Raw genomic sequence first — 10,463 nt, 5'->3', positions numbered from 1 at the left:
GCACCGGATGCCGACTCTACAGGCGTTATGGCGAACCGCAGCCACTGCGCGATGGCGGATAGGAAATCACACTGCCGCCGGGCCGTACACTCATCGGTCCGCTAGCGAGAGTCTACTCCATTCCAAGAGCGTTCATATACAACTCAAGAATCGCCTCTTCTTCCTTGCGCTCATTGGCATCTTTCTTGCGCAGGCGGACGATCGTGCGGATGATCTTGGTGTCGTAGCCGCGCCCCTTGGCTTCGGCCATCACTTCCTTGATGTCGTCCTGCAGCGTGGTCTTCTCTTCCTCCAGGCGTTCGATGCGTTCGATGAACTGCCGCAGTTCCGCAGCCGCTACACCTTCGACACCACCCTGCGCCGCCAAATCATCCATGCTCTTAACTCCGCTTTCTCAAAACGCATTGTGCGACTCATGTTTTGTCGCCCGGACGGTTCCGATGCCCGACCAGTGCCTCAAGAGTCAAGACAAACAAGCTCTGTAACATCAATCGTGATGGAATGAACTCAATGCGAAGGCTTGTTGGGCGAAGGCTTGTTGGCTTCGAATGCTGCCTTTTGAGCCTCGCTCGCCTCGCGTTGATGCTTGGCCTGCCAGTCGGCATAGGGCTCGCCATAGATGATTTCGCGCGACTCGTCCTTCGAGAGCGCGATGCCCGCCCCTTCCGCCGCCTCGCGGTACCAGTTCGACAAGCAATTGCGGCAGAAGCCAGCCAGGTTCATCAGGTCGATATTTTGCACATCATTGCCGCGCAAATGCTCGACCAGCCGGCGAAATGCGGCAGCCTCGAGCGCGATGCGCTGTTCTTCGGTGAGATCGTTCATATCAAATTCCCCTCAGCGCATAACCCAAAAATCCCTTCGATTTTTGGAAAGGATTATGCGCTACTAAAAATGTTACTGCGTCCTTTGCGTAGTAATCGGCCCGGTTCGCGAGCCGAATTGTCTGGCCACATGCATATCGGGGTCGGCATTGATCGCTTCAAGGATAGGCGCAAGCCGGTCCGCCCATTGGCCAATGCCAGTCTCTTCCGCAATCAGATCCTGCCGCACCTCGATCAGCGCGTGCGCCAGGCCCGGGACGATACAATGCTGGAACATGGTGTCATTGCGCAAGGCACCATCATAGGGCTGGTTGTCCCCGACGATCAGCTGCCGGTCGGCGCGCAGGCCGGCCAGCAGCGGTTTCACCGCGCGCGGATCTTTGTCCCAGAGAATACCCGCATGCCAGGGACGCGGCGTTGTCTTCCAGAACGCGGTGAAGGAATGGATCGAGATGACCAGCGGCGCCTTGCCGCTTGCCTCGGTCACCGCTTCGATCGTTTGCGAGACTGCCCTGTGATAGGGCCGGTAGAATTCGTTAAGTCGCTTCTCCCGCTCACCCGCTGGCATAGGATTGTTGCCCGGGATGATCGCCCCGTCCGAGAGCCGCATGATCAATGTCGGGTCGTCCTCGCCGCGATTGGGATCGATCAGAAGGCGCGAGAACCCGCCGAGCACCGCCGGAACGCCGAGTATTGCCGCAAGTTTCCGCGTCAATTGCTCAACGCCGATATCATAGGCGATATGCCGTTCGAATTCGGATGGCGGCAGGCCAAGCGAGCCGTATTCTTCCGGAAGATCGCGGCGCGCATGGTCGGCGAGGAGCACAAGGCCTTTGGCCTGATCGCCATCAACGAGATGAAAGGGAGAAAACGGCATTCGAGGAAGCTCTTTCAAGGTGAATAGGGCTTGTTTTTCGTGTTTCACGGCTCCGCTGTCAACGCAACCATCATTCTTTTGTCGCACTCATGCCGGAACTTTGCATTCAAACGATTAGCGCGTTGACAATGCACGTGAAACTGCCGAAAAGAAGGTCAAAGATGGACGGAGGCAATATTGCGCAGGGGCATCAGAGCGAGATGGGGTCACGTTATATTCCGCGCTGAACAGCATCGCCGGACGCGATTGGGCAGCTTTCTTGCGGCTTTTTTATTCATATTTGCAGCGGGCAGTATTTTGACGCCCGAGAAGGCTCATGCTGATTTTCGCGTGTGCAACACGACACAGAATCTCGTCGGCGTGGCGCTTGGCTATAGGGCGAAGACGGGCTGGATCACCGAGGGCTGGTGGCATGTCAATGCCTCGTCCTGCACGACGCTGGTCGTCGGCCCGCTGACGTCGCGTTATTACTACCTCTATGCGGAAGACGCGCAAAGCGGCGGGCGCTGGGATGGTAAGGTGAACATGTGTGTCGCCGAAAACCAGTTCAAGATTACCGGTATCAACGATTGCTTTGCCCGCGGATTTCAGCGTGCCGGCTTTCAGGAGTATGATACCGGCGAACAGACAAGCTGGATGGTCCAGCTTACGGAAGAAAATCCTCCCTCATCTCCAATTGTAACGGATACCCCTCCCCAATGAGACGCCGCCGTAAGGTCAAAATTCTAGCCACCCTGGGTCCTGCTTCCTCCGACGAGGCGATGATCCGCAAGCTGTTCGAAGCCGGCGCCGATGTGTTCCGCATCAATATGAGCCACGCCAGTCACGAGCTGATGCGCGAACTTGTGCGCCGCCTGCGCAATGTCGAAAAGGAACTGGGCCGGCCGATCGGCATTCTCGCCGACCTGCAGGGACCGAAACTGCGCGTCGGCAAGTTCAAGGATGGCAAGGCGGATCTTGTCCCCGGTCAGACCTTCACGCTCGACGACAATGATACGCCGGGCGACAATACCCGTGTGTTCCTGCCGCATCCGGAAATTCTCGAGGCGGTCGAGCCAGGCCATCGCCTGTTGATCGATGACGGCAAGCTCGCTCTCGTCGCCGAAGCCTCCGATGGCAAGTCCATCCGTTGCCGCGTTGTCTCCGGCACCAGGATTTCCGACAAGAAGGGCGTCAGTCTGCCTGATACGACGCTCGGCGTCGGCGCCCTGACCGAAAAGGACCGGCGCGACCTCGACGCGGTCCTGCAGGAGGAAATCGACTGGGTGGCGCTGTCCTTTATCCAGCGGCCGGAGGATCTTGCCGAAGTGCGCAAGATCTCGCGCGGCCGCGTTGCCCTCTTGTCGAAGATCGAAAAGCCGCAGGCGGTCACCCGCCTCGACGAGATCATCGAACTCTCCGATGCCCTCATGGTCGCCCGCGGCGATCTCGGTGTCGAAATGCCGCTTGAATCGGTTCCCGGCATCCAGAAGCAGATCATCCGCGCCTGCCGCCGGGCCGGCAAGCCGGTCGTCGTCGCCACGCAGATGCTCGAGTCGATGATCACTGCCGCTGTCCCGACCAGAGCCGAGGTTTCGGACGTCGCGACTGCCGTGTTCGAAGGCGCCGATGCCGTGATGCTGTCGGCCGAATCCGCCGCCGGCAACTATCCGATCGAAGCCGTATCGACCATGGCCCGCATCGCCGAAGAGGTCGAGCGCGACCCGAACTATCCCGGTATCATCCATGCCCAGCGCCCCGAACCGAACGCGACCGGCGCCGATGCGATTTCGCTGGCGGCCCGACAGATCGCCGAAACGCTCAACCTCTCGGCAATCGTCACCTATACGGCCTCTGGTACAACCGGCTTGCGCGCAGCGCGCGAGCGGCCCCTGCTGCCGATCATCGCCCTGTCGCCGGTCGTCGAGACCGCGCGCAAGCTTTCGCTCGTCTGGGGGTTGCACTGCGTTGTGACAGAAGACGCCTCCGACCTCGATGACATGGTGGATCGTGCCTGCCACATCGCCTATCAGGAAGAGTTCGGCAATCCGGGTGACCGCATCATCATCTCGGCTGGCGTACCACTGCGTACGCCCGGTTCGACCAACATGCTGCGCATCGCCTATATCGGCTCCGATGGTCTGACCGGAATCTAAAATTTCTTGATAAGGGTCACTCCGCTCTTGCACGAAAATGGAACGGAATGACCCGATTCTCGCCCAAGAATTGCCGATTCCTGCACAGGAAACCCCGATACCTGCACGAGTTTATCCACCTTTGCAGGAAAAATGGTTGTAATTACGTGCGCTGACCGGTGAGTTCGTCGGCGAGTTCACCCGCCTGCTTCTGCGCCTCGCGCATCATCGGATAGACCGTTAGAACCCGCTCGAAAGCCTGGAGCGCGGCTTCTTTGCGCCCGGTATCCTTGAGGATCGCCGCCATCCCGGCCATTGCCCCGAAATGCCGTGGCTCCAGTGTCAATGTCTTCTGGATATCGGCCATGGACCGGCCGTAATCATTCATCATGAAATGCAGGGTAGCCCGCCTGTTCCAGCCTTCGGCATAGTCCGGCTTCATCACGACCACCTGGTCGAGAAAATCCAGTGCAACGGAATACTTCTTTTCTTCCATAGCCTTAGCTGCCCAGCCCATCATCAGGTCGACGGTGGCGCTGCCGGAATTCTGCCATTGCAACTGGATGAGCGAGGCGATGCGCGCCGCCTTCACCTCATTGCTTTCGCGCTTGAGCGAGGCAAAAAGATCATCGAGCCGTGCCGCGCGTTTCTGCGCCAGCGTCTGGTTGGGCAAGGCCGCCTGCTGTTCGACGGGCGCCTGTTCCTGCGCCATGGTCGGCGCTGGTGAAATCACCAGTAAAGTTCCGATTGAAAACGCAAACACGCTCCGCATGATACGGATGGTAGTCCGTATCAGCGAAACGTCAAATGCAAAAACCCGTGAGGCGGTAAAGATCAGCCCTGGCGTGCTTTGAAGCGCGGAGCCGTCTTGTTGATGATGTAAATCCGGCCCTTGCGACGGACCAGCTGATTGTCACGATGACGGGCCTTCAGGGCCTTGAGGGAGTTCTTGATCTTCATTTCAGCACCGGTATCTTTACGCCCGAAACCGGGCACCAATAAAAAGCGCGCCTGTAAAGCGCGCCGGAAACACGTTGCGGGGAAATAGCCAAGGATTACCCGTATTGTCAACACCCGGCTCACGATTCATGGCGTGATTCATAGGGGAATCACGCATTTATTTATCGCTAGAGGCGTTTCGTGATGCGCGTCACATGCCCCATCTTGCGGCCGGGACGGGCTTCCGCCTTGCCGTAGAGATGCACGACGGCCCCGGTTTCCTCTAGAAGAGCCGGTACCCTGTCGATGTCATCGCCGATCAGATTTTCCATGACGCAATCGGAATGGCGCCTTGGATCGCCGAGCGGCAGACCGGCAATCGCCCTTATGTGCTGCTCGAACTGCGATACGGCGCACGCTGCTTCGGTCCAGTGACCGGAATTGTGCACACGCGGCGCAAATTCATTGGCAAGCAACGTCCCATTGGCGAGCACGAAGAACTCCATGCCGACGACGCCGACATAGTTGAGCCCCTCCAGCAGCTTTCGCGCCGCATCTGCGGCAAGTCCCGCAATTGTCGACGAAACAGAAACGGGAACGGTCGAAGTGGCAAGAATGCCATTCTTATGGACGTTCTCGGCAATATCATAAACCTTGATATTGCCAGCTGCATCGCGCGCTGCGATCACTGAAATCTCGCGGGTGAAATCGACCAATGCCTCGAGGATCGAGGGCACATTGCCAATTGCAGCAAAGCCCGATTTCGCACCTTCACCCTTAGCGCCGGTGAACTTGCTCTGGCCTTTGCCGTCATAGCCGAAACGTCGCGTCTTCAGGATGCCCTTGCCCTCAAATGCAAGCAGCGCCGCTTCCAGATCGCCTTCGTTTTCCACGATACGCCACTGTGCGGTCTGAATACCGGCCTTATTGAGGAAGCGCTTCTCGGTGACCCGATCCTGTGAGACTTTCAATGCCTCGGGCGGCGGAAACACTGCCTTGCTTTCATTGAGCATTTCCGCCGAATCCACCGGCACATTCTCAAATTCGTAGGTAATGACATCGCTGAGTTCGGCGAGCTGCTCAAGGGCGTTCGGATCGTCATAGGCCGCCACAATGTGCTCGTTGGCGACTTGGGCCGCCGGGCAATCGCCCTGTGGTTCAAGTATGACGGTCCTGTAACCGAGCCGCGCCGCCGCCATTGCGAGCATACGACCAAGCTGGCCACCGCCGATAATACCGATCGTCGATCCTGGGGAAATCATCTTCACGCCTCGTCAGAAGGTCTCATCGCGACCTTGTCGCTTTGTGCCTGCCGGAAATCATCAAGCCGCTTGGCCAGCGCCGTATCGTTGAGAGCAAGTACGGCTGCGGCCAGCAATGCGGCATTGACTGCACCCGCACGGCCGATCGCCAGAGTACCGACAGGGATGCCTGCCGGCATCTGTACAATGGACAGAAGGGAATCCTGTCCGGAAAGTGCCTTCGATTCCACCGGAACGCCGAAGACTGGCAAAGGAGTCATCGATGCGGCCATGCCCGGCAAATGTGCCGCACCGCCGGCACCGGCAATGATGACCTTGAATCCCGCCTTACGCGCACCTTTGGCAAAATCCACCAGCCTGTCGGGAGTCCTGTGCGCGGATACGATACGATCGTCATGTATGATGCCAAGCGCATCCAGCGTTTCAGCGGCGTGGCGCATGGTCGCCCAATCGGACTGGCTTCCCATGATGATTGCGACGTCAGCGCGTTTGTCTGCCATTGAGCATCCTTTATCGAAATGGCGGCATTAAAGGAAAAGCCGGAGCACCGCAAGCTAGCCGCGTGCCGGTGGAAAACCTCTCGAGAAATCAGGCAATGATGTCGGGGATGATTTTGTCTTCGAGCTCGATGAGCTTATCTTTGATAAGCAGTTTTTTCTTTTTCATTCGTTGGATACGCAGCTGGTCACAGCCAACCTGGATCATTGCTTGTATGGCGGCATCAAAATCCAGATGCTCTTGTTTCAATCTTGCGACTGCCAATCGAATGTCAGCCTGATCCTGGTCGGACATGCAGTGATTCCCGGTATTTTGCTGTAGAAGAATCCAGTCTCTGGTTATGGACAATCCTGCCCTCGCCAGCACGTCGCCATATCATATTTCAAGAAACAAGAAAATCCTACGAAACAAATTCGACAATTGCTTAAAGTGGTGGCAGAGTGTCACGGCTCTGTCATAAACTTGCCGCCCGGCAAGCAGAGCGTGAGTAGGGAAACCAACCAAGGGAGAAGCCGGATGGCCATTGAGTCTCATCTTGAAACGCTTGAACGTAAGCATGGGGCGCTCGAGAAGGAAATTTCCGACGCGCTGTTAAGTCCCGCCTCCGATGACCTGAAGATCAGCGATATGAAGCGTCGCAAGCTTATGCTCAAGGAGCAGATTGAAAAGCTGAAATCAGCCGTCACCCATCATTGAACACGATAAGGAACATACCGCGAAATTCCACTCGATAGCCAGAAACGGCATCGTGCTGGCAGTTACAGAGCCCGGCCCTCGCACAGACGCAGGGTCGGGTTTTTGTTTCCGGCTGATAATTTTCCGGATGATATCGCCCCTCATCCGTCCGCTTTCACGGCCACCTTCTTCCCGTTGGGAGAAGAGACTTCATTACCAAGGCGACCTCCTCGCCCCACGGGGAGAGGTCGGCCGGACAAAGCGGAGGTCGGGTGACGGGGCAATATCCGGCCTGAACGATCTCACTCGCTCCAGAACTGATCCAGCCACAGATTGAGATGAAAGAAGCCGCTGTCATCGACCGCATAGATCCGGCGCGTGCCCTCGGATTTGACCTTCACCAGCCGCGCGTCGAGCAGCGCCTTCAGGTGTTGGGAAACCGCGGGGCGGGAAATCGGCAAGCCGGTCGCCAGTTCGTTCACGGTTTTTGGCCCGCGCCGGAGCTCCTCGAGGAGATAGCGGCGGTTCGGATCAGAAATTGCTGCAAAGGCATCCGTTTCGACCATAAATGATAGTCATTTTAAACCAGCAGGAATGTCAATGACTTTCGTATCGGAGCCGAATCGAACCGGTCACTCGGGCAAGTTTTCTGCACGGGGATCCAGCCTGACACCCTCAGGGGTGACGCGTTCTGCTCCAACCGTCTGAAAGCTATCCCGAAGTTCGATTGGTACCGGCGCGCGCATGCGCGAGCGGATGATCGCATGGGTCATGATCGATGCATGGGCCAGCGCCGTAATGGCAAACAAACCTTCCGGGGTGATTCGCTCCATCGCCCAGGCACCGAGAACCGGACCGATCATCGTACCGAATCCATAGAGCAGCAAAAGTCCGCTTGTGACTTTGACGAAATTCTCCGAATCCGAGAAATCGTTCGCGTGGGCAACCGCCACTGGATAAAGCGTGTAGGCCAGACCGCCATAGATCGCTGTCATCGCCAGAATGACATAGGCATGGCGCGGCGCAATCAGGAAGATCATAAGGCCGATGACCGCTGCCGCACCGCCAACCATCGCAAGCACATAACGCCGGTCAGTGCGGTCCGACATGCGGCCGACCGGAATCTGCATCAGTGCGCCGCCCATCACCGAGGCACTCATCATAAGGGCAATTTCCGTCGTCGATATGCCCGTTGCCGCACCATAGACAGCGCCGAGCGTCCCGAATGCACCATTGGCAACCCCGATCAGGATGCAGCCAAGGAACGCAACTGGCGAATTGCGATAGAGGGCCCGCAAATCGAGCTGCACTTCGGTCAGCGGTTTCGGACTGCTCGCGGTGGAAATTGCCGTCGGAATGAGCGCCAGACAGAAGAGGATACCTGACATCATGAAGAATGTGCCGGTATGCACGTCGCCAAAGCCGATCATCATCTGGCCAACGGTGATCGAGCCGAAATTCACCACCATGTAAAGCCCGAAGATCTGGCCGCGATTGGCATTGGTCGCTCGTTCGTTGAGCCAGCTTTCGATCACCATGTAGGATCCGGCCATGGCAAAGCCGGTCAACGCGCGCAGCACAATCCAGGCCGTCGGTTCGACTAGAATACCGGTCATAAGCGCGACGATCGCCGCAATCGAGGCGAAGGCGCTGAATGCACGCACGTGGCCTACGCGGCGAACCAGCCGCGGCGCAAGCAGGCATGAGGTGATAAAGCCGCCGGCCCACGCTGTACCGAGAAGCCCGAGGGAAGTTGTCGAGAACCCTTCCGCGCCACCACGCAGTGGCAGCAGCAGACCATGCAAACCCGAGCCCATGACGAGGAACGATGTGCCGCAGAGGAGCGCGAAAACCTGTATGAACGAACGGAACACAGCAAACCCTTCAAGCGAATCGGAAGTGGACCAGCATAGAACCATGCTGGCGGTGAGTCCGTGTCATGCAGCAATGCGGAAACTTGATGACATCCGCATAACTATTATTGGTCAGCGGAACAATGCTTCGGCTGCAACCTTGCTGTCACCCTTACGCGACCGCTCCTCTTCAAGCCGGGTAATTTCGGCACGCAGGAGCGCGATCCGCTCGTCAAGCTCCGAGACTGACAATAGCGACAGGTCCTGGCCAATATCGTGAATAATCTTGCGCCTTGGCTCTTCATCGAAAAGTGACATTATTTCCTCCACTTGTCGCTCTAGTGTGACAGGATACAGTCCAACTGCTTGGAATTGCAAATCATTCTGGCGAATCAATGTTGAGGAAGATCCCATGGCCGAAAAAATTCCGACAACGATGATGGCGATCGAGATCACCCGGCCGGGGGGCCCACTGGTCCTAAAACCGGGTAAACGTGCTGTCCCCGAGCCAAATCCCGGTGAGCTTCTGATCCAGGTCCGCTCTGCGGGCGTCAATCGGCCGGATGTGTTGCAGCGGCAGGGCCATTATCCGCCGCCGGCAGGTGCTTCCGATATCCCCGGACTGGAAATCGCCGGTGACATCATTGCTATTGGCGAAGGAGTTACCCGCTTCCGTATTGGCGAGCGGATAACCGCATTGGTTGCGGGCGGCGGCTACGCCCCATATTGCACGGTGCATGAGACGAACGCTCTGCCGATTCCCGCTGGTTACGGCTATATCGAGGCTGCGGCAATTCCCGAAACCTACTTCACGGTCTGGCACAATGTGTTTGAGCGAGGCGCCTTGCAAAGCGGCGAAGCCTTTCTCGTCCATGGCGGTTCATCGGGGATCGGTACCACGGCAATTCAGCTTGCCAGCGCTTTTGGTGCTTACGTGATTGCCACGGCGGGTTCGGATGACAAATGCGAAGCCTGTCTCAAGCTCGGCGCGGACCGCGCCATCAACTATCGCACCGAAGATTTCGTCGCAGCGGTGAAGGAGGCGACGGGCGGCAAGGGTGTGAACCTGATCCTCGACATGGTGGGGGGCGACTATATCGAACGCAACTACGAAGCCGCGGCTCTTGACGGCCGCATCGTCCAGATTGCCTTCCTGAACGGAGCCAAGGCGACCACCGATGTTTCAAAGCTGATGGTCAAGCGCCTCACTCATACGGGATCGACGCTGCGCAACCGCCCGGTTGAATTCAAGGCAGGGATTGCCCGCGAACTTGAACTCAAGGTATGGCCACTTTTGGTGGAGCGCCGCGTCGCACCGGTCATCGACATGGTCTATCCCTTGCATGAGGCGTGGCGCGCGCATGAGCGTATGGAAGACGGCCACCATATCGGCAAGATCGTGCTGGATGTGAGCTGATCTA

At 57.7% G+C, this 10,463-nt stretch carries 15 protein-coding genes; 4 read left to right on the top strand and 11 right to left on the bottom strand.

The annotated features are described in order from the left end of the window. Nucleotides 1-112: 112 nt before the first annotated feature. The 3 genes from AAAC48_RS20470 to AAAC48_RS20460 all read right to left on the bottom strand — a co-directional run bounded on the left by AAAC48_RS20470 (nt 113) and on the right by AAAC48_RS20460 (nt 1,701). A complete protein-coding gene (locus AAAC48_RS20470) occupies nt 113-376 on the bottom strand; it encodes a DUF2312 domain-containing protein (protein WP_027231195.1) in 264 nt (87 codons plus the stop codon). A gap of 131 nt (nt 377-507) precedes the next feature. Next, nucleotides 508-825 carry a DUF1244 domain-containing protein gene (locus tag AAAC48_RS20465; protein WP_340655948.1) on the bottom strand — a complete coding sequence of 106 codons (318 nt, stop codon included), beginning with the start codon at nt 823-825 and terminating at the stop codon, nt 508-510. A gap of 72 nt (nt 826-897) precedes the next feature. Then, nucleotides 898-1,701 (bottom strand): N-formylglutamate amidohydrolase, encoded by an 804-nt coding sequence (locus AAAC48_RS20460; protein WP_340655947.1) that lies wholly within the window; start codon nt 1,699-1,701, stop codon nt 898-900. 276 nt (nt 1,702-1,977) lie between these two features. On the opposite strand from AAAC48_RS20460, the gene AAAC48_RS20455 reads away from it, so the two are divergent. Together AAAC48_RS20455 and pyk are read left to right on the top strand one after the other, a co-directional pair. Then, entirely contained in the window at nt 1,978-2,403 is a 426-nt protein-coding gene (locus AAAC48_RS20455; RefSeq protein WP_340655950.1) for a DUF1036 domain-containing protein, read from the top strand. Further along, nucleotides 2,400-3,836: a pyruvate kinase gene (pyk, locus tag AAAC48_RS20450; protein ID WP_340655946.1), complete on the top strand. Its 1,437-nt coding sequence runs from the start codon at nt 2,400-2,402 to the stop codon at nt 3,834-3,836. Before AAAC48_RS20455 ends, pyk begins: the two co-directional genes overlap by 4 nt. A 142-nt stretch (nt 3,837-3,978) precedes the next feature. On the opposite strand, the gene AAAC48_RS20445 is transcribed toward pyk, so the two are convergent. The 5 genes from AAAC48_RS20445 to AAAC48_RS20425 all read right to left on the bottom strand — a co-directional run bounded on the left by AAAC48_RS20445 (nt 3,979) and on the right by AAAC48_RS20425 (nt 6,808). After that, nucleotides 3,979-4,587, bottom strand: a complete 609-nt coding sequence (locus AAAC48_RS20445) for a hypothetical protein (protein ID WP_340655945.1) — start codon at nt 4,585-4,587, stop codon at nt 3,979-3,981. Nucleotides 4,588-4,649: 62 nt separating this feature from the next. Beyond that, nucleotides 4,650-4,775: a type B 50S ribosomal protein L36 gene (gene ykgO / locus AAAC48_RS20440; protein WP_027231189.1), complete on the bottom strand. Its 126-nt coding sequence runs from the start codon at nt 4,773-4,775 to the stop codon at nt 4,650-4,652. 167 nt (nt 4,776-4,942) lie between these two features. Beyond that, nucleotides 4,943-6,016, bottom strand: a complete 1,074-nt coding sequence (locus AAAC48_RS20435; RefSeq protein ID WP_340655944.1) for a 5-(carboxyamino)imidazole ribonucleotide synthase — start codon at nt 6,014-6,016, stop codon at nt 4,943-4,945. A 2-nt stretch (nt 6,017-6,018) separates the two neighbouring features. Further along, nucleotides 6,019-6,516: a 5-(carboxyamino)imidazole ribonucleotide mutase gene (gene purE / locus AAAC48_RS20430; RefSeq protein WP_340655943.1), complete on the bottom strand. Its 498-nt coding sequence runs from the start codon at nt 6,514-6,516 to the stop codon at nt 6,019-6,021. Between the two features lie 88 nt (nt 6,517-6,604). Next, a complete protein-coding gene (locus tag AAAC48_RS20425; protein ID WP_106661934.1) occupies nt 6,605-6,808 on the bottom strand; it encodes a DUF465 domain-containing protein in 204 nt (67 codons plus the stop codon). A 222-nt stretch (nt 6,809-7,030) separates the two neighbouring features. On the opposite strand from AAAC48_RS20425, the gene AAAC48_RS20420 reads away from it, so the two are divergent. After that, nucleotides 7,031-7,210: a DUF465 domain-containing protein gene (locus AAAC48_RS20420; protein ID WP_340655942.1), complete on the top strand. Its 180-nt coding sequence runs from the start codon at nt 7,031-7,033 to the stop codon at nt 7,208-7,210. Nucleotides 7,211-7,491: 281 nt separating this feature from the next. Here the strand turns inward: AAAC48_RS20420 and AAAC48_RS20415 are convergent, their stop codons facing one another. The 3 genes from AAAC48_RS20415 to AAAC48_RS20405 form a co-directional block, all read right to left on the bottom strand. After that, the gene (locus AAAC48_RS20415) at nt 7,492-7,755 is read right to left on the bottom strand and encodes a metalloregulator ArsR/SmtB family transcription factor (protein WP_340655941.1); all 264 of its coding nucleotides are present in this window, start codon (nt 7,753-7,755) and stop codon (nt 7,492-7,494) included. A 66-nt stretch (nt 7,756-7,821) separates the two neighbouring features. Then, nucleotides 7,822-9,108 (bottom strand): MFS transporter, encoded by a 1,287-nt coding sequence (locus AAAC48_RS20410; RefSeq protein WP_340655940.1) that lies wholly within the window; start codon nt 9,106-9,108, stop codon nt 7,822-7,824. 66 nt (nt 9,109-9,174) lie between these two features. Further along, entirely contained in the window at nt 9,175-9,360 is a 186-nt protein-coding gene (locus tag AAAC48_RS20405) for a DUF1192 domain-containing protein (RefSeq protein WP_340655939.1), read from the bottom strand. Nucleotides 9,361-9,454: 94 nt separating this feature from the next. On the opposite strand from AAAC48_RS20405, the gene AAAC48_RS20400 reads away from it, so the two are divergent. Further along, nucleotides 9,455-10,459, top strand: a complete 1,005-nt coding sequence (locus AAAC48_RS20400; protein ID WP_340655938.1) for an NAD(P)H-quinone oxidoreductase — start codon at nt 9,455-9,457, stop codon at nt 10,457-10,459. Nucleotides 10,460-10,463: the final 4 nt, after the last annotated feature.

Source organism: Phyllobacterium sp. (assembly GCF_037994405.1).
GTDB lineage: Bacteria > Pseudomonadota > Alphaproteobacteria > Rhizobiales > Rhizobiaceae > Phyllobacterium.
The sequence above is the reverse complement of the archived record's forward strand: the minus strand, read 5'-3'. Positions and strand labels throughout refer to the sequence as shown.

Excerpts from the sequence above, each read along its gene's own strand:
- AAAC48_RS20470 (WP_027231195.1), bottom strand. The coding sequence starts at position 376 with ATGGATGATTTGGCGGCGCAGGGTGGTGTCGAAGGTGTAGCGGCTGCG.
- AAAC48_RS20465 (WP_340655948.1), bottom strand. The coding sequence starts at position 825 with ATGAACGATCTCACCGAAGAACAGCGCATCGCGCTCGAGGCTGCCGCA.
- AAAC48_RS20460 (WP_340655947.1), bottom strand. The coding sequence starts at position 1,701 with ATGCCGTTTTCTCCCTTTCATCTCGTTGATGGCGATCAGGCCAAAGGC.
- pyk (WP_340655946.1), top strand. The coding sequence starts at position 2,400 with ATGAGACGCCGCCGTAAGGTCAAAATTCTAGCCACCCTGGGTCCTGCT.
- AAAC48_RS20445 (WP_340655945.1), bottom strand. The coding sequence starts at position 4,587 with ATGCGGAGCGTGTTTGCGTTTTCAATCGGAACTTTACTGGTGATTTCA.
- ykgO (WP_027231189.1), bottom strand. The coding sequence starts at position 4,775 with ATGAAGATCAAGAACTCCCTCAAGGCCCTGAAGGCCCGTCATCGTGAC.
- AAAC48_RS20435 (WP_340655944.1), bottom strand. The coding sequence starts at position 6,016 with ATGATTTCCCCAGGATCGACGATCGGTATTATCGGCGGTGGCCAGCTT.
- purE (WP_340655943.1), bottom strand. The coding sequence starts at position 6,516 with ATGGCAGACAAACGCGCTGACGTCGCAATCATCATGGGAAGCCAGTCC.
- AAAC48_RS20425 (WP_106661934.1), bottom strand. The coding sequence starts at position 6,808 with ATGTCCGACCAGGATCAGGCTGACATTCGATTGGCAGTCGCAAGATTG.
- AAAC48_RS20420 (WP_340655942.1), top strand. The coding sequence starts at position 7,031 with ATGGCCATTGAGTCTCATCTTGAAACGCTTGAACGTAAGCATGGGGCG.
- AAAC48_RS20415 (WP_340655941.1), bottom strand. The coding sequence starts at position 7,755 with ATGGTCGAAACGGATGCCTTTGCAGCAATTTCTGATCCGAACCGCCGC.
- AAAC48_RS20410 (WP_340655940.1), bottom strand. The coding sequence starts at position 9,108 with ATGGTTCTATGCTGGTCCACTTCCGATTCGCTTGAAGGGTTTGCTGTG.
- AAAC48_RS20405 (WP_340655939.1), bottom strand. The coding sequence starts at position 9,360 with ATGTCACTTTTCGATGAAGAGCCAAGGCGCAAGATTATTCACGATATT.
- AAAC48_RS20400 (WP_340655938.1), top strand. The coding sequence starts at position 9,455 with ATGGCCGAAAAAATTCCGACAACGATGATGGCGATCGAGATCACCCGG.